25 protein-coding genes are annotated in these 18,590 nt (G+C 43.7%); 15 read left to right on the top strand and 10 right to left on the bottom strand.

All coding sequences use genetic code 11. From position 1 onward, the window contains the following. Position 1: 1 nt before the first annotated feature. Genes HUZ36_RS05250 through HUZ36_RS05230 form a run of 5 tightly spaced genes read right to left on the bottom strand, consistent with a single transcriptional unit; the run spans position 2 to position 4,612 of the window. Positions 2-1,234 carry an AAA family ATPase gene (locus HUZ36_RS05250; protein ID WP_176032252.1) on the bottom strand — a complete coding sequence of 411 codons (1,233 nt, stop codon included), beginning with the start codon at positions 1,232-1,234 and terminating at the stop codon, positions 2-4. After that, positions 1,234-2,880, bottom strand: coding sequence for a Mu transposase C-terminal domain-containing protein (locus HUZ36_RS05245; protein WP_176032251.1), 1,647 nt, complete (start codon positions 2,878-2,880; stop codon positions 1,234-1,236). Before HUZ36_RS05245 ends, HUZ36_RS05250 begins: the two co-directional genes overlap by 1 nt. After that, the gene (locus tag HUZ36_RS05240) at positions 2,880-3,779 is read right to left on the bottom strand and encodes a hypothetical protein (protein WP_176032250.1); all 900 of its coding nucleotides are present in this window, start codon (positions 3,777-3,779) and stop codon (positions 2,880-2,882) included. The genes HUZ36_RS05245 and HUZ36_RS05240 overlap by 1 nt, the downstream gene beginning before the upstream one ends. A 57-nt stretch (positions 3,780-3,836) precedes the next feature. Further along, positions 3,837-4,259: a hypothetical protein gene (locus HUZ36_RS05235; RefSeq protein WP_176032249.1), complete on the bottom strand. Its 423-nt coding sequence runs from the start codon at positions 4,257-4,259 to the stop codon at positions 3,837-3,839. Positions 4,260-4,288: 29 nt separating this feature from the next. Beyond that, positions 4,289-4,612 (bottom strand): hypothetical protein, encoded by a 324-nt coding sequence (locus HUZ36_RS05230; protein WP_176032248.1) that lies wholly within the window; start codon positions 4,610-4,612, stop codon positions 4,289-4,291. A gap of 140 nt (positions 4,613-4,752) precedes the next feature. Here HUZ36_RS05230 and HUZ36_RS05225 point away from each other — a divergent pair, with 140 nt between their 5' ends. The 3 genes from HUZ36_RS05225 to HUZ36_RS05215 are packed head-to-tail and all read left to right on the top strand — an operon-like array spanning position 4,753 to position 8,540. After that, positions 4,753-5,256, top strand: a complete 504-nt coding sequence (locus HUZ36_RS05225; protein WP_176032247.1) for a hypothetical protein — start codon at positions 4,753-4,755, stop codon at positions 5,254-5,256. A gap of 9 nt (positions 5,257-5,265) precedes the next feature. Beyond that, complete coding sequence (locus HUZ36_RS05220; protein WP_217704593.1) at positions 5,266-5,799, top strand: hypothetical protein; 534 nt, start codon at positions 5,266-5,268, stop codon at positions 5,797-5,799. A gap of 14 nt (positions 5,800-5,813) precedes the next feature. Then, positions 5,814-8,540 (top strand): sensor histidine kinase, encoded by a 2,727-nt coding sequence (locus HUZ36_RS05215; RefSeq protein ID WP_176032246.1) that lies wholly within the window; start codon positions 5,814-5,816, stop codon positions 8,538-8,540. A 34-nt stretch (positions 8,541-8,574) separates the two neighbouring features. Here HUZ36_RS05215 and HUZ36_RS05210 read toward each other — a convergent pair whose 3' ends face one another. Next, complete coding sequence (locus HUZ36_RS05210; RefSeq protein ID WP_176032245.1) at positions 8,575-9,249, bottom strand: hypothetical protein; 675 nt, start codon at positions 9,247-9,249, stop codon at positions 8,575-8,577. Positions 9,250-9,490: 241 nt separating this feature from the next. Between HUZ36_RS05210 and HUZ36_RS05205 the strand changes: the two genes are divergently transcribed. Genes HUZ36_RS05205 through HUZ36_RS05195 form a run of 3 tightly spaced genes read left to right on the top strand, consistent with a single transcriptional unit; the run spans position 9,491 to position 10,426 of the window. Further along, positions 9,491-9,850, top strand: a complete 360-nt coding sequence (locus HUZ36_RS05205; protein ID WP_176032244.1) for a hypothetical protein — start codon at positions 9,491-9,493, stop codon at positions 9,848-9,850. 46 nt (positions 9,851-9,896) lie between these two features. Further along, the gene (locus HUZ36_RS05200; protein ID WP_176032243.1) at positions 9,897-10,205 is read left to right on the top strand and encodes a hypothetical protein; all 309 of its coding nucleotides are present in this window, start codon (positions 9,897-9,899) and stop codon (positions 10,203-10,205) included. Further along, the gene (locus HUZ36_RS05195) at positions 10,202-10,426 is read left to right on the top strand and encodes a hypothetical protein (RefSeq protein WP_176032242.1); all 225 of its coding nucleotides are present in this window, start codon (positions 10,202-10,204) and stop codon (positions 10,424-10,426) included. The genes HUZ36_RS05200 and HUZ36_RS05195 overlap by 4 nt, the downstream gene beginning before the upstream one ends. Positions 10,427-10,485: 59 nt before the next feature. On the opposite strand, the gene HUZ36_RS05190 is transcribed toward HUZ36_RS05195, so the two are convergent. Beyond that, positions 10,486-10,866 carry a GNAT family N-acetyltransferase gene (locus tag HUZ36_RS05190; protein ID WP_176032241.1) on the bottom strand — a complete coding sequence of 127 codons (381 nt, stop codon included), beginning with the start codon at positions 10,864-10,866 and terminating at the stop codon, positions 10,486-10,488. A gap of 115 nt (positions 10,867-10,981) precedes the next feature. Between HUZ36_RS05190 and HUZ36_RS05185 the strand changes: the two genes are divergently transcribed. Next, positions 10,982-11,389 (top strand): hypothetical protein, encoded by a 408-nt coding sequence (locus HUZ36_RS05185; protein ID WP_176032240.1) that lies wholly within the window; start codon positions 10,982-10,984, stop codon positions 11,387-11,389. Between the two features lie 262 nt (positions 11,390-11,651). On the opposite strand, the gene HUZ36_RS05180 is transcribed toward HUZ36_RS05185, so the two are convergent. The 3 genes from HUZ36_RS05180 to HUZ36_RS05170 all read right to left on the bottom strand — a co-directional run bounded on the left by HUZ36_RS05180 (position 11,652) and on the right by HUZ36_RS05170 (position 13,485). Then, positions 11,652-12,218, bottom strand: coding sequence for a hypothetical protein (locus HUZ36_RS05180; RefSeq protein WP_176032239.1), 567 nt, complete (start codon positions 12,216-12,218; stop codon positions 11,652-11,654). Continuing rightward, complete coding sequence (locus HUZ36_RS05175) at positions 12,215-13,099, bottom strand: DUF4747 family protein (RefSeq protein WP_176032238.1); 885 nt, start codon at positions 13,097-13,099, stop codon at positions 12,215-12,217. The genes HUZ36_RS05180 and HUZ36_RS05175 overlap by 4 nt, the downstream gene beginning before the upstream one ends. 101 nt (positions 13,100-13,200) lie before the next feature. After that, positions 13,201-13,485: a hypothetical protein gene (locus tag HUZ36_RS05170; protein WP_176032237.1), complete on the bottom strand. Its 285-nt coding sequence runs from the start codon at positions 13,483-13,485 to the stop codon at positions 13,201-13,203. A 151-nt stretch (positions 13,486-13,636) separates the two neighbouring features. Here HUZ36_RS05170 and HUZ36_RS05165 point away from each other — a divergent pair, with 151 nt between their 5' ends. From HUZ36_RS05165 to HUZ36_RS05130, 8 genes are read left to right on the top strand one after another with little or no spacing between them, the layout of a single operon-like run. Beyond that, complete coding sequence (locus HUZ36_RS05165) at positions 13,637-14,779, top strand: hypothetical protein (protein WP_176032236.1); 1,143 nt, start codon at positions 13,637-13,639, stop codon at positions 14,777-14,779. Beyond that, positions 14,779-15,159 (top strand): DUF2190 family protein, encoded by a 381-nt coding sequence (locus HUZ36_RS05160; RefSeq protein WP_176032235.1) that lies wholly within the window; start codon positions 14,779-14,781, stop codon positions 15,157-15,159. The genes HUZ36_RS05165 and HUZ36_RS05160 overlap by 1 nt, the downstream gene beginning before the upstream one ends. Positions 15,160-15,169: 10 nt before the next feature. Continuing rightward, positions 15,170-16,108: a capsid protein gene (locus HUZ36_RS05155; RefSeq protein WP_176032234.1), complete on the top strand. Its 939-nt coding sequence runs from the start codon at positions 15,170-15,172 to the stop codon at positions 16,106-16,108. A 57-nt stretch (positions 16,109-16,165) separates the two neighbouring features. Next, positions 16,166-16,630, top strand: coding sequence for a DUF1320 family protein (locus HUZ36_RS05150; protein WP_176032233.1), 465 nt, complete (start codon positions 16,166-16,168; stop codon positions 16,628-16,630). After that, on the top strand, positions 16,630-17,073 hold the full coding sequence (locus HUZ36_RS05145; RefSeq protein ID WP_176032232.1) for a phage virion morphogenesis protein: 444 nt from the start codon (positions 16,630-16,632) through the stop codon (positions 17,071-17,073). Before HUZ36_RS05150 ends, HUZ36_RS05145 begins: the two co-directional genes overlap by 1 nt. An 11-nt stretch (positions 17,074-17,084) precedes the next feature. Next, positions 17,085-17,522: a phage tail terminator protein gene (locus HUZ36_RS05140; protein ID WP_176032231.1), complete on the top strand. Its 438-nt coding sequence runs from the start codon at positions 17,085-17,087 to the stop codon at positions 17,520-17,522. After that, positions 17,519-17,689: a hypothetical protein gene (locus tag HUZ36_RS05135; RefSeq protein WP_176032230.1), complete on the top strand. Its 171-nt coding sequence runs from the start codon at positions 17,519-17,521 to the stop codon at positions 17,687-17,689. The genes HUZ36_RS05140 and HUZ36_RS05135 overlap by 4 nt, the downstream gene beginning before the upstream one ends. Beyond that, a complete protein-coding gene (locus HUZ36_RS05130; protein ID WP_176032229.1) occupies positions 17,686-18,585 on the top strand; it encodes a hypothetical protein in 900 nt (299 codons plus the stop codon). Before HUZ36_RS05135 ends, HUZ36_RS05130 begins: the two co-directional genes overlap by 4 nt. The last annotated feature ends 5 nt before the right edge of the window (positions 18,586-18,590 follow it).

Genomic DNA, 18,590 nt, shown 5'->3' with positions numbered 1-18,590 from the left:
CTTAAATAGTGGGTTTGTTTAACACTGCCGAGCAGATGGAGTTCACCATCAACTTGTCGACTTTTTTGTCAGGGTTTTTGCGGGTATGCGTGAGGATGTGAGGCAGCACGTTTTCAACTAAAAAGCGCGCGTTACCCTCAACGCGTTTATGTAGCCACTTCCAAAACTCCTCACTGTTATCTGCCAGCTTTAATGTGTTTTGGGTTAATGACTCAAATAACGATTTAATGTCTTCAACTGGTAGCTCGCCCACGGGGCGCGGCCAAAAACAAACGCGGCTAGAAATAAGCTCGTAGCGCTCTTCACTTTGTAGTTTGTCTACCAATTGAATATTGCCGATGAGTACTACGCCCACGTAGGCGCGGTCTGATATTGTGCGCAGCGGATCAAGCGCATTGGGTTTACACTTGTCGGCCTCGTCTAAAATAATGAGCCCGCCACGGTCTCGCAGCGTGTCAGAAATCTTCTCGCGTAGCTTTTTGTTCCCACCCGTTTTAGGTATGCCCAGCTGCAAGGCCAAGTTTTCAAGTACTTGCGTGGATGAGGTATCTTCGCAGCCGTATACCAGCAGTACATCGTCGTGCGACTCTTTATAGCGCTCAGCGCCGGTGGTTTTACCAATACCAGCTTGGCCGCTAAACACCGTAATACGGCGGCGCTCTCGGGCCTGCTCGCACGCCATTTTAATTAAATGGGGTACGCTGGTTTCTACGTAAGGCACTTCGCCGTAGCGAATGCGGATAGGCGCAACCTCTGTGGCTGACGCCTCTGGCACCTCAACTTCTGTAGGCTCAATTAAACTCCAAATTTCATGTAAAAATTTACTCGGTGATGCGCCATACTTGCCGTTTAGCAATTGGCTTACTGTGGCTGTGCTTTTACGTAAGCGGCTGGCAAGTGTGCTACTTGTTACGCCTTGGCCTTGTAGTTCTTTGTCGCTCATGCGCTTTTTAATGCGAGCAAGCAATATTTTGTCGTCTTCGCTGTAGGTATTACTAATGGGCGCATCAGGCATAAATTGCTCAGCGTCAAAGTCACCAAAAAAACGGCTCCACAGTGCATCAAGCACCTTTTTTGGGTCTACTGGGCTTTTGCCACTGAGTATTTTGCTCACGTTATCCAATGCCCAACCATTGCAGTACTCAGCAGGTTGCACATTAAACAGCTCAATCTCATTGTTCAGAATGCGGGTTTGCATTTGTTGTAGTGGGCTATAGTGCTCCGTAAAATTCATTACTCGTCCTCCAGTTCAAAAAACTCAGCCATAGAAATGCCTGCCGGCTCCTCTATTTCCACAGCAAAGTCATTAATATTTAGGTCTATGGTTTGCGGTTCTTGGTGTGCTATTTCTGGTGTGGCTGCCGCTAGCGCCTCAACCGAGGCTACGTCTACCACTCGGGTCTCAGCCGCTTGCGCTTCAATTTCGCGTTGATGTTTTGCCAAGCGTTTAAGGCGGTTTTGGGTGCGCTCTTGCAAGCGTTGCTCAATGCGTGACTCAGGAATGGCTGACACTTTGGTTTTAAGCCGCGCCGTCATTAAATACTCACCTGTTGGCTCGTATAGCTTGATGGCCTTGTCGGATTTCATACTAAAACCCGCTACCAATTGTTGGCCGTTAAACTGGTGCAAATAGTCTGCCGCGTATATGCGCTTGTGTAGCTTAATTTGGCCTCGGCGAACGTTGATCTTTGCTTTGGGTAAAAAGTCAAAGTCCACGGTAATAGGCCGCTCTTGTAACAGGTTTTGTTCCCACACTTGGTTACGAGTAAAGTTTGGCTCCTCGGGGTGAGGTGCATTGTTGTAGTGCTCTAAAAACGCCTTAAACTCGGTTATCCATTGCTCAAGCGTGGGCAGCTTACGCTTGCCTTGCTTAATTTCTTTAAGCACTAACTTCTTAAAGTTTTCGTCATGGCTACGGCCGCAGTACGTTTCAAATCGTCTGCCTACGTGTTCTTCCATGTGCCTAAAAAATCGTTCAATCCACTTTGCCCGGGCGTTACCGGGTATGGCAAAAATGGTGTCTATGTCGAGTTGAGCATACACCCCGCAGCACTCGTCATTCATCATGTTTGACTTATAGCCAGAGCCGTTATCCACATACAAAATGGCGGGCACGTGTTGGTATGTTTTAATTGACTCTACTAGTGCGTTAAGTGTGGCCAGTGAGTTTTCAGCCTCGCTTAAGTCCCACGACACAATTTTACGGCTGCGCACATCTTGAAACGCAGTTAGCTCGTATCTAAACGGTTGCCCGCTGTTATGGTGCGCCACGTATACATCTATAGTGTGGCCGTCGCCGTTATACACAAAGCCAGATGGAATGTGCGCTGTGGTGCGTAACTTAAAGTCTTTGTGTTTTTCGCGGTAAAGCTTAGTGCCCATGCGATACGGGCTTTGCGGGCCTAGCTCGTGCGGCATTGAGTTTATAAAGCGACGTACCTGAAAGTCTTGCGCGTCATACCCTTCGTCGCGTAAGTCTTTTGCTACCAACGCAAAAGACGGCGAGTTTGGGCAGTGGTAAAACTCCAGTGCTCGGGCGGCCCATACCGGGGCTTGGCTTACTCGCCCCTTGTGGTTAGGTAATAGCCCCTCAAGGCCATTGCTTTTGTAGTCTTTGCACCAGTTGTAAATGGTGGCTCTACTTGGTAGCTTACCCAAGCTGGTTAATGCCTGGTGCAACGCCGGCGATATAGTGCCATTTGCAAAAGCCGCTTTTAATGTCTCTAAGGCTTTGTCTAGCGCTTTGCTACTGTTCAACAAATGCTTTACCACAGCCGCCCTAGTCTGTGCGGTTTTGCGTGCTGTGTCTGGTGCGCTTTGCCAGTCAGCTTTTGTCATTACGCTAGGTAAGTTTTTAAATTTAGCTACGGCAGGGTGCATTATTTGTCTCCTTTACTTAGGCGGAACGACTCCAGTAAGCGCTCGCGTTCGGTGTCTACGTATTGCCATTCGGCGTCGTCGAATTTGGGTAAGTTATCAATGCCTTGTACGTGCTCACCAAACTCCATATGCAGTTGGCTGAGCATGGTGCCTATTTGGGTGTAGATGCTGGCGTAGGCGTGGTGTACCACTTGCGCTGCGCTAATGCGGTCTGTTAAATCAAGTGATCGCAGCTCGCATAGCTGTCTAACGCCTGCTTGGGCCTGTTGCAGAGCATCGTTTAGTAGCTCGGTGGTGCAAATAGCGTCTTTGCGGATCTCGCTTACAAACACCGGCATATCAAATCGCGTGGTTGGCACTTTGCGCAGGCGCTCGTGCTCTAGCTCGTTGATGGTGTGCGCTAGCGTGTCTTCTAGCTCTGACTTTTTGTCGATAAGCTCTGCGACTTGTTCTCGAATGTTCTTACTTGCTGTTTCTGCTAGTACCTCATAGTCTTCGTCGTCTAGCTCTTTAAGTGTTTCAATAGGTACTTTTGTAAGTTCAGTGAGCTGTTTTTGAGACATATTCAAAACGGACACCGTGTCCGTTTTGCTTTTCGGCAATGTAAGGAGCATTTTTGCTATGGCCATTGAACGCCTCGCGGTTCTTTCATGTACTCCACGATTTGCTAGCTCTATTTTTAATTGGCCATGTGGTACAGCTGCCTTTACCTTTAAAAGAATAAAGCCCATTTCCGCAGCATCCGTAAACTGGCGGTTTGCAAGAAAAGTGATGCGTTCCATACACTCATCAACACTCGAAGGCATTACAATATGTAAAGCACTTGCCCGAAGTTCAACTTGGTGCATAATCTCTTCTGCAGACTCATCGCCTACCATGGCGGCTAGCTCTTTGCTCATTGCAACCCCCAAATTTTAGATAGATCTTGGTCTTTGATAGTCATGTGAATACAGGCCTTAGTTCTTAATTGTGAGTTCTTCTAGGAGTGCTTGTTTTTGGTGTTTAAGCTGTTCGATTTGTACATCGTATTCAGCAGACTGCTGCAGCTTTTGGGCTCTTAGGTCTACGGCTTTGTACATAAGAGGGCCAAGTAGAATATTCGACGGCTCCATGCTTTTAAGTGCCCAGCATAATGCTGGCAGCAGGTGAATAGGCATGTGCATTGTTTGGCTTGGTGCAAACCACTTGTTTAACTTTGTTTCGTCAACTTCTACTTCTAGCACTTTGAGTGCTTGATTCATTCGAGCAGCTAGCCCTGCTCTGGTATATCCACAGCGGCGCATACAGGAATTAACGGTGTGAACAAATTGGTGATACACATCGCAATCAGGTGGAATATCTGAGTCTAAAATATCTGCTAATAGGTCGGTTGCAGTCATGGTAAGAATCTCCCCAAATTAACCTAGATTTAATTGGCACTTAAAGTCATGCTTGGTTTAGGTACTGGCTTACCGGCTTTAATGGCTGTTATGATCTCTAATTTTCTAATACTTCTATCTTTAGGACCTCTTTTTCCTTTTGCTGAGTATGTGTCTCCAAAAACTTCAGCTAGTTCTTTGTTAAGAGATAAGCAGATGGCCCTCGCTACCCTTTCTGACTTGACCAATCCCTTAGCAACGTTTGTCACATGCGGAGCTGAAACGCCTTTAGCCTCTGCTATATCTGCAAGCTTCACATCTAAACGAGCTAGCTCATTCTTAATTGCATCGAATGTCATTTTCTTATCAGTCATGATAAATTTAGCCTTATGTTTAATTTGTTTTGGTAAATATCGTTACCACCAGTTCAAGAAAAAGGTTAGCGGTAATTTAATTTACCGTCAAGCGGTAACGAAACTTATTTTATTTAATTTAAAAGGTGTTGACGGTCACTATGGTTACCGATAGTATTTTAGAGACGGATGTTGAAGAGGTGATTTGTCGGTTACAGCACAAATTTGGTGTAACGAGTAATAGAGCCCTTTCGGAACAACTTGGTCTATCGCAAAGTGGGATTGCAATGGCCAAGAGAAAAAGGTCATTACCGTATGCAGCCATTGTCAGTGCGTGTATTAAAAGGCAAATATCCTTAGACGATGTGTTTGGTATTGAAGCGTCAAAAACAGCTGTTAATAGCTCTACAAAGAAAGATCTGGAATCAACTTGTGGCGATGTTGCTAGTGAAGGAAATAGTCTGAATGTTGAAGATGCTAAAGCAGCAAATACCCTTGTTGAGAAAATTCTTGACGACTTAATGTTTACTAAAAGTTTACCAGCAGACAAAGAGCTCTTTATACGTGCTAAGTTACGACCTGTTTTATTCGATAAAGTTTTCGAGTATCAATTTAACGAGGTTATGGTTAAAACTGTCGCGGAGGGAGCTTTAGTTATGCTGTAAGGAAATCACATGAAAATTTTATCAGGACTAACGCTCATTTTGGCTAGTTGTATTTTTAGTACTCAAGCATTAGAACCACTAGAAGACCGTGCAGTAGTACAACGGATGAATACTGATCTGCTGTTACCAGACGGTAGTACCTTAAACGTTGATGTCTCATTTGATTGCGGAAGTGATTACCATAACACCGCAGTTATGATAATGAGTGATTCAGGTGCGATGTTGCTAGCAGCTGCCTATACACACTTATATGGAGAAAAGTATGGTCAACAGGTAATTGATGCTTGGAATACAAAGAAAAATAAAGATGACCCAAGAAAACCAACTTACCTTTTTGCTATTGCACCACGTGAAAAAGAATTTGCGTGGAGAAATAAGCCAAATCAAAATATTCACAACAACTTAACTTATGATACACTTGGTAAATATATAAGTGATCGTCAACTTGCTAACAAAACGGAGTCCTTTGAGGACGCTCAGTTTATTCCTGTCCTAGCTGCTGGCTGTGGGACGAAAATTCACAACCCTCAAGTTGCGCAATAATTAGGAAAGCGGCTTTGTTACTGAGCCGCATATACACGGAAATAAAAGCTATGCGTGCTTTAAAATATTTGCTTGCGTTCATTTTTCAATGTATCTGCTATAAGTCCATAGCATTGGATCTGCAGCATCTCAATACTGTTGCTCAGGATGAAGCTAGCTTTATGTACCTTTCATCACATGATGGCATATATCGTTACGATGGTGAGCACTCCCTAAATCTTAGTAGTTTCACTGAGTTGCCCAGAGGGATGGTTAAAGATGTACAAATATCAGATAACTCTAAACTATTGGTTGCACTGTACCAAAATGGTGATTTATGGACTCTCGATCTTGAAAGTTTAATAGTAGAAAAAATTGCAAATATTAACGCTTATAAGTTAGCTGTTTTAAAGGATAAAGTTTATGCGATGGAGGAAAATCAACTTACTGAGTTTGACTTAGTAAGCTCCACATCTAAGCCTATATTTGCTAATAAAAGAAAACTTTTAGACATAGACGCTGGTTTCGGAAATCTATACGTCATTACTCATGATGGATTGTTTATGGTTAGTGATATTGGTCCTAGCCTTTTAGATAATGAGAGTATAAATAAAGGTGAAGTTGAAGCTACACCTCATGGGGTTGTCTATACCAAAAATTCACAGTTGTTCTATTACTCTTTATCGCAAGGCGTGACAATCACAAATTCTGATATCGCCAACCCAGAGAACTTAACTTTCCAGTTGCCATACTTCTTGTATTACACGGAAGGTGGACAAGTGAATGAAATAAAATTGTCTACCCTAGAAGTTAGCAGGAAGAATATTGCAAATAACACCCACTCATACATTAATCTTTATTCAGATAAGAACGATGTATTATGGGGCCTCACTATGAACAAGCTCCTCAGAGTTGATGGTCAAAATAAAATATTGGATGTCAATCTAGACTCACAGTATAACTCTATTGAATATGTTAACGGTGATATTTGGTTAGGTACTAGTAAAGGTGTCTATAAGTACACTCATTTAGGGCTTGAAAAGCTATCTTGGCTCAATGAACTTTTGCCAAAACAGAGATACGATATCACCGCCATCAAAGTCTTTTCTGGTTATGTTGTTATCGGAACTAGCGCTGGTGCATACCAAATTAACATCTCTAGTAAAACAGTTAGGCAGTTGACCTCAAGTTATATCATCAATGTGGCATTGGTTGATGATCAGGTGGTGCTAGCAACTAATGAAGAGGGGGTTATTCGATATGACAGCAACTATCAAGTGCTAGGAAGCAGCAGCTTAAACAGTGTCCTCCCCTCTTTAGAAGTGCTTAACATTGATAAGTTTAACGGTACAACTTATGTTAGCACTTCAAAGGGCTTAATGGCATTTGACGAAACGCAAAATGGAAAACTAGTTTTCAATGAAAATGTGCTCGTAACAGATGTCGAGAAATTAAACGATGCAATCTATCTGGCTACGTATGGAAAAGGACTTTTTAAAAGAGTTGAAGGTGTATGGAAAAGCATACCGTCACCTAAGTTCATTATCGAGCTGAACGTATTACAAAATAAAATGTATTTGCAAACTAACAATGGCATACATAGTTTAGATACAGACTTAGGTTTTACGGTTGCGGTTCAGGGAACGCTAGATCATTCTTTTAGTACAAATAGCATACGGCATATTGGCAACAAAATTTTTGCAGTTAGTGATCGTGGGCTTTTGACTATTTTCAATGATGATGGAGTCGAGCCTACACCAGCGACTATCGTTTTTACTCAATCTAACGCTGGTACAAGCCCTAGTTCTTATATCGGTTCACTTGAGGGTAACTGGCTCAATATTGCTGTATCTGCGTTTGACTATTATTCAGAACGAAAAGGCGACTATCAATACCGATTAGACAATGGAAAATGGATTACCCTAAACTCCCCAATGCTCCAACTTAACGGCCTTAAAGAAACGTATCATAAAGTCGACTTTCGTTATGTTAAAGGTAATAAAGTAAGTACTGTAACAAGCTATGAGTTTAGGGTACCTATAGCTTGGTATGCCACAAATGCTGCGCTATTTACAGCAATTGGCTTACTAATCCTATTTGTAGGATTGGGTGTAAGCATACTGTACTTTTGGGTTCAGAGCTTCCACAAAGTTTATAGGAAAAACCAAACTCAATTCCAACAGTCTCGTGTAACTCAAGCTGTTGTGAACCTAAATGCAGCCAAATCGCTTTGTGGTGGTAATGACACTATGCTTTCTGAAGGTCTAGTTAAAATTCAAGATACACTAGATTCGTTGGAGCCGATTGCACATAGTGGTGCCAGTCTTGGAGATAATACGTTAGCTGCAGGCTTAAATCTTTTACAAATCCAAGCGTCTATGCAAGCTGCTATGGATATCAAATTTAAATTTGCACTGGGTGATACCCGACTCGAATCTCAGTTAGAACGGGACATATATTCAATTCTCTATCATTCTATTAAGAATGCTATTGAACATTCAGATGCAACTGCAGTGCGAGCCAACCTGCTGTTACAGCGAGAGGGAATAGAAGTGAGCATTGAAGATAACGGTACAGGAATACCATTTAAAGCTAGGCTGCACTTTGGGGCTGGCTTCTACACAATGAGACAAATAGCAAAAGCGTACAAAACTAAGCTGAAGATTAAAACAGGCCGCAATGGTACCTGCATCTTAATGAATTTCCCACTCATTGAGGCTAAGAGCAAAAAGCCTGTTAATCAGCAAGTAGCTAGCTTTTAATGGGTGTAAGAGCCAGCTACTTACACCTAACTTGCTACCCCAATTTTTGTTTAGCTTCAGCGACCCGCTTCTGCCAATCCCCTGCCCATCCTTGTTCGTCGGCTTGTTGACATAACTCGATCACCTTTTGCCATTCCTGCTGCTTTTTATAAATGATCGCTAATTGATAATAACCGCGATGCGCAGGTATATAAAACGGCGTTTCCCTTGGTGGCATCCCCCACTCGTCTAACCGTTTTAACATGGCTTTATGTTCGCCTTGCATCGAGAGTATGGCCTTGGCCGAGTTGTCTATTTGCTTTTGGCAATAGAAAATAGCCCTTTGCAGGTTGTTACCTTGCTTGCGGTGTTTGTAGTAAAACTTAACCGCGCGACCGTACAAAAAGTGTAGGTCGGTAGAGCTGGTGTATGGGGTTACTGAGTCTTCAGCTTTGTTTAGGATCTTTTGGCAGAGCTCAAAGTCACCTTCTTTGCTTAGGAACCAACCCGCTAAGGTTTGCAAGAACCTAACTTTGGTGGTTGATGTGCTGTGGACTTTGCCTTCGTCAATCTTGTTGCTACCACCCAGTGGGTCGTAATGGTCGTGTATGCGCTTTCGCTCGTATGGCTCTATCTCATTGAGCCACCATCGCTCTAGGCCAAAAAACTTAATCAATCCCTGTGGTGCCGCTTCCTGTTTTGGCTCTACAAACTTGAATACGCTTTCCATGATTTATCTCCTTTATATCTAGCGTTTTATCATTATAGTTTGTCTGGCGTAATTACAACTCAAATAGCAAGCTTAAATTTTGCGGCTCTAGGTCTTTTAACGGACATTGGCATATCTAGTTTTAAAAAATAGTCATTGTTTTATTTGTTTTGTATTGACAAAACAATTTAAGAAGGCTATATTTTAACCATACCAAGACGGTACACCGACCTAGCGGAACTAGGAGTAAGAGGAAATTCAAATGGAAATTATCATCAAAGAAACATCGGCAATCGAAACTCTGTCAATCATCGATCCAGCAACAGGTTGTTGCTACATTCAAGACTTTATCGGTAACGAGGACGGCCTTGGCTCAGAGTCGCATCAATTTCACTACGATGACGAAAGTGGAAAATACGTTTGCTCTCAAGAAACGTTTGATTGGTGGTCAAAGGTAGTGAATGACAATCAAGCGCTTAATTACCGCATTGCTGAGCTGTGTGAAATTCACGATGCGGTGGATGTCTATGAGGTTGTAAATTCTAACCCTTCAAACGACCTTGAAGATTTAGCCTATCACGTTAACGCTTGTTTAGATCAAGCGTTCGGTGAAGAACAATAAGCTTTTAATAGCCCAGCTTTGCTGGGCATCTCTGGAGTATTAAACAGTGCAACAAAAAACAATGATTTCAATACCCGAAACGGTTTCATTTTCTGAATTGAAATTGAGTCGTTCGTCTAACGGAGTAGTTTTTGATTGGCAGCCTATCATCGCCATTTGCGAGGCGTCTGGTGTTGATCCAGATATGTTTCGCCAATCGCAAGAAGACAACGTAAGCGCACTTATTATTCAGTGGTATGCTGCTCATAAATCAGCTGGCGGTGAACCAGATGATGTTGCTGAAGAATTGATAGCTGAAGTTATGCAAGAAGATCAGCTCGGAGGCGGGTTTAGTCATCTACCTGGCAAAGCATGACGGCTAAACATGGTAATACCGGTAATAAAAACGCGATGAAAGCGCCTAGTGAGAAGGCTGATAGTACCATTCAAATTCGCTGCAAGATTGAAGACAAGACGCTTATCGTTCGCAATTTGAAGCATGGAGAAAGCCTTGCCTCGTTTATAATTGGGCTATGTGTTGCAGAAGCCCAACGTCGTCAAGATGAAGCTGACAAACGTGATACGAGTAAAGACTGATTATACTGCGCGTTTACGTTATTTTGATTGCCAGGGTATGTGGTTGTTAGCTCACCCTATTACACTGATGGCATACTCCACACATCATCTGCTATTTCTTTAAACCCCAAAGCCTCGCAAAAGGCTTTGGAGTTTTTATTTACAGACTCCAGCGCAATATGCTCTATGCCGTATTGAGTGCTGTGCGCTTTTAAGAACTTGAGCAAATCTGTACCGTGACCTTTGCGTGATTGGTAAAAGCCAATTCGAGCAAGTACCAGAGTGTTAGGTAAGTAAGGTTTGTAATCTGGCTTATATCTTATGTATAGATCTACTTTTTTGTTCCAAGCATGGATTCTATTGTCGAGTACACAGACTTCACTTACTCTACGTTTGTAGTTAAAACGGGCTTTTAGGTAGCTGTTTAGCTGCTCGTTAAACTCGTGGATTTCTTTTTTCATGGTGTTCTACTCAATTAATATTAAAAATAATGACAAAACTAATCCAATAGACTTGCTATTGAATCTAAATACAATTCTATTTTGTTCGAAAAGCAATCAATAAAAGGATAGTTAAATGAGTAGATATAATAGTAGTTCTGATACAGCAGGTGCCTTTACCTTTATTATTTTGGCGATAGGTGGCTTTCTCACTTGGGAGTTTTCACAGCTGGCCAATTTGCCTTGGGATGTTGGTGCAAAAGTTTTTGGCTTTTGTTTGTTAAGTCTTGTGCTGGCTGGTGCTGCGCGTTATTTATTTGGGCAATCAAACAGCGCCATTGCTATATGGCCACTATTTCTCCTTGGCGTTTATTGGTCTTTTTTCCCAGCATTTAATTACTGGGGAGGACTGACCGAGGACTCTGTTTTAAGATATGTTGCTGAGGAACCGTGGTACACATTATGGTATGTAAAAGCACTAATCTCAGTTGCTATTGTAGTTGGCGGTTATTGGCTAGATAGTAAATTGAACGAGTGGTTTTAGTTTAGTTGGGAGGTTTGCGTTTAATCGCCCCTCGCTCAGGGGGTATTTTTTCTTACAAAGTAAGTTTTGTAGACAGCCTTACCCTTTTTTTAAAAATAACGCCTCAAATGCGCTCTAACGGGCGCTAACTAATTTGCAGTAGACTGATTCGTCTCAAAGTGGTTTAAACAAATTTAAACGCCGTTTAAACGTGTTTTAAACATGGTTGCGGTTGAATGTGTTGGGTTGGTTTGTGAGTGGATGGTAAAAAGCGCGGTAAGAGTTACCGCGCTTTGTTATCCTCTTGGCTATCATCTTTTTTCGGTGGCGGTGGATTGTTAATGAAAAATTCGTACATATTGGTTACGCGGTAGATACCTAATATAGCTTCTAGGGTTGCTGTTATAGAGTAACTGAATATCAAATATGAAAAGAACCACCAAACCCAAACTGGCCAGATGCTAAGGGGTATAAAGGTGTTTATAAAGTAAAAGGTATAAGCTTTATTTACTAGGGCTACGACGATGGCCATTACTTGTAGCACTAAAAAGTGAACAAAAGTGGTATTGATGTCACAGAATGGTGTTGTAAAGTTTGGGTTGGTTTCCTCTGCCAAGAACTTTCTAAATTTGTCATCACCTATGGCCATCCACAGAGCGAACCCACCTAGTGAAAAGCCCAATAAATTTGGGACAAAAGCTATTACATCATCCCACCAGTATGGACGTGACCATATTGGCCACAGAATAATGTTAATAATTATTGCAGCCCTAAAGTAAGGGGAGGCGAGCAGCTTCTCGCATCCACCGTAGGCTTTCCAGTAACGTATTATTATATTGGATTCATTCATCGCCTGAGGTTTCTTAAATAGTCAATCGCTTGATACGCGAGTTCTTTAAATGAGTTGTAGTGGTCTATTATATTATCATTAAACGAATCACTCATAGAAAAAGGGCGATCTGTTGTCGTTATGACTGTTCTTCTTTGCCCCTCATCACGCCCTTTAACAGTGAGAGTACCATTTCTCGCGGCTATTCTAGACAACTCCTCGAGCTCGTCATCCATTTCAATTTGCTGCCCGTTTATTGCTTTGTATTCTTCTTTCACTGAATTTACGTTCAACTTGTTGTAACGAGCGAGTAACTTACGTTCAGCATCTTCTATAGAATTAGGTCGAGTAATTGTTAGCTCGATCGCTCTCTTAAACTTTAAGTTTATAGCAGCCTCAACAGCCTCGTGTTGTGGTAGGTGCGTTACGTTAACTTCATTGAATGTATCTAAAAGCTCTTGCTGATTAAGTAGACCTTTAAAGAAGTCTGTTGCACTAGTTGACCCTAAGCTTTTTTGATCTTGATATTTTGAATACACTAAAATATGGTCTTGTGGGAAAAATATGAAACTAAAGCGCACTCCTAACGGTTTAAGGTAGTTGATTTTTTCAGCTTTTTCTCGTTCTTCTTCATCTGCAAATTGACCAGTTCTAGAATCAAACCAATCGGAACCTGGAGGTATGTCTGTGTATTTAATTATATCTCCATAAAGTGGTGCTATCTTTTCGCCTGCCGGAACTTTCTTCATTTTATGCAATTCAGAAAGAGAAGCATATGTAGTTCCCTTAACGTGTATAGGTCTATCAAGCGCCTTTGCAGCTTTAAATAGTTCAACATATTTTTCTGGATTATGTGGGTGCATAGTAATATTGATTGCACCAACTTCTACTTTTTTGATCATGAATTCCCTGTAAATATTAAGTTAAATGTTGCTAAACTATGCTCTACAAGGCCTAAAGTCAATAAGTGTTGCTTATATAGATAGTACATAGTCATCATGATTTACCAGATATGCTCAACGGCCTCGTCTGCCGTCATGTCTGGGCTTAATGTGTCGAAAATGCTGTCTATTGAGTTTTGATTTATTGCATTAAATATTCTGTCTCGTTCATCCCAGCAGCGGTCTATGTCAGCTTCCAGTTCTATACCAAAATCCATTTCTACATCGTCACTAAAGCGAGTAATGATTGACACCTTAGGTACGGTGCCGTCGTTGGTGTCGTGCGTTGATTTTTTAACGAGCACTTGAAAGCCATTAGACTCAAAAAGTTTTGCAAATTGGTTCATTGGGACCTCTTAAAAAGTTGTTGATCGTTTTTTACAGCCTGTTTAGTCTAAATAACTGGTGCAGTTGCACACTATGTAAACCAGTTTCCCTACTCCCTCCCCGCTATTCCATCGCTAACCTAGCTCCAAGATTTAAACGTGAGCAAAGGCAATGGCGCAAAAAAGACCCAACACAAAACTCAATTGGTTTGAAATTTTTAGAGCCGGTGAACATACCGACTCAAACGGCAAAACGGCGGAGTTTAGCCAAACAGACCTACAAAGCGTGGTAAGCAACTTTAAAAAGCGCAGCTCGCCTTTGGTGGTTGGCCACCCTAAAACAGACGACCCGGCGTGGGGTTGGGCAGAGGAGCTAAAAATAGAGGGCGACACGCTTTACGCTAAAGCGGAGGAAGTGGATGCGGACTTTGCTGAAGCGGTTGAAAAGGCCCGCTACCCTAACCGCTCTGTGCGCCTACGTAAAACCGACAATGGTTACGAGCTCGGCCATATTGGATTTTTAGGCGGTAAGCCCCCTGCGATTGACGGCATGCAGTGGCTGTTTAGCAAAGATGAAGACGGTGAAGCCGTTGTGCTTGAGTTTGCTGCCAGTGACCGAATTGAACAAGTCGCCCTCGATGGCGCGCAAGGCTTAGTGCGCCTTGTTACCAACCTTAAAACCTTTATTACAGACCGATTTGGTGCCGAAGAAGCCAGCAAAGTTTTTGCCGACTGGGAAGCTGAGCATATTCAGCAGCAAGTGACGTTGGCAGAGCATGAGCGCCATCAAGAAAGCATAGCTAACCCGCAAAGCGAGTTTGCAGCCCCGCAACAAGAGGAAACCGAAGTGAGTGACAAAAAACCAACCGAAAAAGAACAGGCATTGCAGGCCAAACTGGACGCGGCGAATAAACAAAACGCTGAGCTCCAGTTTAATCAGCGCAAGTCAGCGGCACAAAAGTTTATTGATAACACGCTCAATGGTGGTAAAGCGCCGCGCATAACCAACACCGAAGGCTTAGCGGAGTTTATGGCACACCTGGAGCAAGATGCTGAGCAAACATTTGAGTTTGCGGCGGCTGATGGTGACAAAACCAGTAAGCCGGTTGATTGGTTTAAGGGCTTTTTGCAAGCGTTGCCAGAGCAAAAAGGCTTAACCAAGGACTTTAGCAAGGACGACAAAGAAGAACCGGGCGACCTTACTGCTGAGCAACTGGCCACCAAGGCGGTTGAGTTTCAAAAGTCGGAAGCCGACAAGGGCCGCACAATCTCTATTAGCGCGGCAATGGATCATATTAAATCGGAGGCAAGCTAATGGCCATTCCTGGATTAATTCGTAATTTTGCGGCCACAGGCGAAATAAAACCTAACCGAATTGTGGCGGTATCTGTAGGTGACTTTATGGCAGCCGCTGCTGCAGGTGTTGGCGATAATGCGCTGGGCGTAACAGAGCAAGGCACAGACAACCACTTACGTGTGGATGTGGTGATGGACCAAATTGCGCCCGTTGAGCTAGGGGGCGATTTTGCCGGTGGCGAGTGGGCGGTAAGCGACGCTGATGGCCGAGCCATTCCATTTGATAAAGCAACGTTTGCTGAAGACGACACCATTAACGTGGTGGGTAAAGTGCTCGAAGCAGGTGACGCCGGCACTATCGCTGACATTCACGTTACCCCATTTTTAATTGTTAAGTAAGGACTGAGTTATGAGTAATGGCATGCCATTTACCCCAGACACCCATCAAACGGCGATTGCAATTGCGTACCATAACCGTGCGTTGATCGCCAACACCCTGATGCCATATTCGTCTGTAAATCGCCGCGAATATAAATGGGGCGAGTACGAGAAGGCCGCAAAGTTTACGCTACCAGATACTAAAATTGGCCGTAAGTCTGGCCCTAACCAGGTTGAGTTTACGTTTAATGACCAAACAGGCTCAGTGACTGATCACGGGTTAGCGGATGTTGTTCCCAACGATGATGTAGACAACGCACCAGAAGGCTATAGCCCACTAAGCGTGGCTACCGAGAATTTAACCGATTTAATCTTATTAGGCCGTGAAGTACGCGTAGCAGAAAAGTTTGCAGATCCAACTAACTTTGGTAAGCACCATAAACTCAGTGCCGCTGGTTTTAAACATATTGATGACCCTGATTTAGATATTTTGCCATGGTTGCTTGAGCTATTAGACGAACCACTCATGCGCCCTAATGCCATGACCATGTCTTTTAAAGTGGCCACCAAGCTTAGAACCAACAAACGGATGATTAAAGCGTACAACGGTTCGTTAGGCGATGAAGGCTTAGTGCCTTGGCAGTTTATTAAAGACCAATTAGAGATTGAGCATATCAATATTGGTCAAGCCCGTATTAATACCGCTAAAAAAGGTAAGTCGCCAGTATTTGAACGAGCCTGGCGTGACAACCTCGCCTTTACATATCACGACCCATTAGCTGGCTTTGAAAACAAGCGTATGACTTTTGCGTTGACCGCTCGATACAAAAGCCGAGTGTCGGGTAATCGTAGTGTGTCTGCTGGGTTACATGGTGGTACTGAGGTAATGGTAGGTGAGTCAGTCGAAGAGCAAATTATTGCTAAAGATTGTGGCATGCTACTAACCGATGTGCTAACACCAGCACCTTAATTTCCAAACTCCTTAATGTAGAACCAAAGGCGGGCAACCGCCTTTTATGAGGTCACTATGTTTGTATCTGCCACCCATATTATTAGTTTACTTGGTATGTCTACCCTGCTGCAGTGTGCAACAGGCCGGTTAGAACCAAACTACGATAACCCCATGACTGCTGAAGACATTAACGCGGCATTATTGGGTGAGCCCGTAGGCGAGAATCAAATACAAATTGCCAGTTGGTTTAATGGGGCCGCCGCCAATGTAAATGCGGTGATAATGGGTTATGTAGCTAAATATGATTTGTCAGAGCGCGAAGTCGCAGATTCTTTACTTCCGGGTATTGCATCAGAGCTAATGTGGTATGAGCTAAGCAATAATCCGGGAGATGTACAACTGGCCCGTAAAAAGGCTGCACTGCAGATGCTGGATAAAATCAATGCTGGCACCATTCAAATTAAAAAACCGATACCAAAAAGCCACGGCACAATGCGCACCGCAAAGCCTACCTCAAACTTTGATTGGAGCCGGTTCTAATGGCTGGGGTGTTTGTTGAGGTCTCTGGTGATGCGCTCGACATTCTGCAGTTGCTGCGCCACAAGAGCGGCGACCCAACTGACATCCTAGACGACATCGGTGCATTTTTAGATCAGGACGTAACCACACGATTTTTAAACGAGCTTGCGCCAGACGGTACCAGATGGGAGCAGTCTGAAGCGGCAAGAACTGGTAAAGGCCGAGACCCAGCATTGCCTGGTTTAACACTCACAGACAAAAGCGGTTTGGTGGGCTCGGTAACGCACAAGCCTGAGGGTGATGAGCTGATACATGGCTTGGGGGAAGAATACGCCGCCATTCACCACTTTGGTGGTAAGGCTGGCCGTAACCACAGTGTTACCCTGCCCGCTCGCCCCATTATTGGTATAGAGCAAACACAAGCCAGCACCATTGTTGAAATGGTGACCGGGTGGCTAGTTTAAACGAGGTTTAAATGCAGTTTAATTTTGATTTAAACAATGTAGAGCGGATTTTACGGCAGCTTAATTTACGCGTAGGAGCCGCTGCCGATTTTAACGAGGTGCGCAATAACCCCATTCAAACCGCCTCTGTATTTGTGCTGCCGTTAGACGATGACTATGCGCCAGAAGACGCGGTAACAGGCCAGCAGATTTATAACATAACAGAGCTGTTTGCCGTGATGATTGTAATACCGTGCCATGGTGGCAACCAATACGCTAATAACCAAATTGCAGAGCTGCGCAACAAAATAAAAGCTGCGCTTGCTGGCGTTAAATTTGGCGACTGGCAACCCATAGCACCCCACAGAGGCCGAATTGTGGAGTTTAACAGTACGACTAATACCTTAATTTACCAGTGCCAGTTTAAAGTGACTGGCTATGTAACCGTAAACGCGAGGCCCATGCCATGACAAAACCTAAACCAACCGAAACCAAGCCGTCAGAATCAACACAAAAAGTAACACGAGATGTGGCAAACAATGCCCTTGCTCTACTGGCTGAAAAACGCCGTACGCAGGATGTAAGCGGTTCATACAAAGTTGAGGGCAACACTCTCCTGCCAGGAGGTGAAGCATGAGCAGCTGGCGATTTAAAGACAAGTTACTTTTAGTAGATGCCCTTGGCACAACGCTAACAGGCCAACATGCGGTGTATGCAAGCGAAGTGGAGTTTGCCATTGAGTCTGAAACCGAGGCAGATGAGCTTGAAACCGCACACAGTGGTGCAAGCTTGGATGTGATTTTTGGTAAGCACGTAACGCTGAATTTTAAAACGCCACTCTCAATGTGTGGCACACCCGGGCAAGCCCCTGCCATCGCACCACTGTTACTGGCTTGCGGGTTTGTGCAAGTGGCCGATGCGACCAGTGTGACGTATGCATTAGGCAATGCGAGCAAAGCTAAAGCTTTAGTGCGCTTTGGGCAAAACACCCATGAAATCAGTGAAATGCTAGGCAATGTGTCGCTCAATTTAGAAAAAGGCATACCTAAGCTTAACTGGCAGTTTAAAGGCTTGTTTAGCCCTCCTGTGCAATCGGCCGCAGCCCCAGCTGTTGACTGGAACCGCTGGCAACGGCCAGAGGTGCTGGGCGTTGAATGTGCATCGGCTTTTATCCTTAATGAGGTGTCGCACGTGCTGCATAAGCTCACGGTGGATGTTGGTAATAATGTGATCTTCGACCGTGCTATTAACCATGAGGCCATTATGCTCACCGGGCATGAGTCTAAAGCCCAAATGACGGTAAGCGCTGATAGTTTGGGGAATTTCAACCCATTTAACGACATTGGTAAGGTGCAGCACTTTGAGTTTAGCCACGGTACCACAGCCGGTAAAAAGTTTACGCTCATTGGCCGCTACCAACTCCCTACACCTAAATACACCAATTTAGACAGTGAGTTAACGGGCTATGAGCTCGATGGCAAACTGGTGCCAAGTGGCGCTGGTTACGATGAACTAACGTTAGTATTTGAGTGATCCAA

It is taken from the genome of Pseudoalteromonas sp. McH1-7 (assembly GCF_013366255.1).
Taxonomy (GTDB): domain Bacteria; phylum Pseudomonadota; class Gammaproteobacteria; order Enterobacterales; family Alteromonadaceae; genus Pseudoalteromonas; species Pseudoalteromonas peptidolytica.
Note: the sequence above shows the minus strand (reverse complement) of the source record. Positions and strands in the feature narration are given on the sequence as shown.

What these genes read in the sequence shown, in the direction of transcription:
- HUZ36_RS05250 (WP_176032252.1), bottom strand. Translation starts at nt 1,234, where the DNA reads ATGAATTTTACGGAGCACTATAGCCCACTACAACAAATGCAAACCCGC.
- HUZ36_RS05245 (WP_176032251.1), bottom strand. Translation starts at nt 2,880, where the DNA reads ATGCACCCTGCCGTAGCTAAATTTAAAAACTTACCTAGCGTAATGACA.
- HUZ36_RS05240 (WP_176032250.1), bottom strand. Translation starts at nt 3,779, where the DNA reads ATGAGCAAAGAGCTAGCCGCCATGGTAGGCGATGAGTCTGCAGAAGAG.
- HUZ36_RS05235 (WP_176032249.1), bottom strand. Translation starts at nt 4,259, where the DNA reads ATGACTGCAACCGACCTATTAGCAGATATTTTAGACTCAGATATTCCA.
- HUZ36_RS05230 (WP_176032248.1), bottom strand. Translation starts at nt 4,612, where the DNA reads ATGACTGATAAGAAAATGACATTCGATGCAATTAAGAATGAGCTAGCT.
- HUZ36_RS05225 (WP_176032247.1), top strand. Translation starts at nt 4,753, where the DNA reads ATGGTTACCGATAGTATTTTAGAGACGGATGTTGAAGAGGTGATTTGT.
- HUZ36_RS05220 (WP_217704593.1), top strand. Translation starts at nt 5,266, where the DNA reads ATGAAAATTTTATCAGGACTAACGCTCATTTTGGCTAGTTGTATTTTT.
- HUZ36_RS05210 (WP_176032245.1), bottom strand. Translation starts at nt 9,249, where the DNA reads ATGGAAAGCGTATTCAAGTTTGTAGAGCCAAAACAGGAAGCGGCACCA.
- HUZ36_RS05205 (WP_176032244.1), top strand. Translation starts at nt 9,491, where the DNA reads ATGGAAATTATCATCAAAGAAACATCGGCAATCGAAACTCTGTCAATC.
- HUZ36_RS05195 (WP_176032242.1), top strand. Translation starts at nt 10,202, where the DNA reads ATGACGGCTAAACATGGTAATACCGGTAATAAAAACGCGATGAAAGCG.
- HUZ36_RS05190 (WP_176032241.1), bottom strand. Translation starts at nt 10,866, where the DNA reads ATGAAAAAAGAAATCCACGAGTTTAACGAGCAGCTAAACAGCTACCTA.
- HUZ36_RS05185 (WP_176032240.1), top strand. Translation starts at nt 10,982, where the DNA reads ATGAGTAGATATAATAGTAGTTCTGATACAGCAGGTGCCTTTACCTTT.
- HUZ36_RS05180 (WP_176032239.1), bottom strand. Translation starts at nt 12,218, where the DNA reads ATGAATGAATCCAATATAATAATACGTTACTGGAAAGCCTACGGTGGA.
- HUZ36_RS05175 (WP_176032238.1), bottom strand. Translation starts at nt 13,099, where the DNA reads ATGATCAAAAAAGTAGAAGTTGGTGCAATCAATATTACTATGCACCCA.
- HUZ36_RS05170 (WP_176032237.1), bottom strand. Translation starts at nt 13,485, where the DNA reads ATGAACCAATTTGCAAAACTTTTTGAGTCTAATGGCTTTCAAGTGCTC.
- HUZ36_RS05165 (WP_176032236.1), top strand. Translation starts at nt 13,637, where the DNA reads ATGGCGCAAAAAAGACCCAACACAAAACTCAATTGGTTTGAAATTTTT.
- HUZ36_RS05160 (WP_176032235.1), top strand. Translation starts at nt 14,779, where the DNA reads ATGGCCATTCCTGGATTAATTCGTAATTTTGCGGCCACAGGCGAAATA.
- HUZ36_RS05155 (WP_176032234.1), top strand. Translation starts at nt 15,170, where the DNA reads ATGAGTAATGGCATGCCATTTACCCCAGACACCCATCAAACGGCGATT.
- HUZ36_RS05150 (WP_176032233.1), top strand. Translation starts at nt 16,166, where the DNA reads ATGTTTGTATCTGCCACCCATATTATTAGTTTACTTGGTATGTCTACC.
- HUZ36_RS05145 (WP_176032232.1), top strand. Translation starts at nt 16,630, where the DNA reads ATGGCTGGGGTGTTTGTTGAGGTCTCTGGTGATGCGCTCGACATTCTG.
- HUZ36_RS05140 (WP_176032231.1), top strand. Translation starts at nt 17,085, where the DNA reads ATGCAGTTTAATTTTGATTTAAACAATGTAGAGCGGATTTTACGGCAG.
- HUZ36_RS05135 (WP_176032230.1), top strand. Translation starts at nt 17,519, where the DNA reads ATGACAAAACCTAAACCAACCGAAACCAAGCCGTCAGAATCAACACAA.
- HUZ36_RS05130 (WP_176032229.1), top strand. Translation starts at nt 17,686, where the DNA reads ATGAGCAGCTGGCGATTTAAAGACAAGTTACTTTTAGTAGATGCCCTT.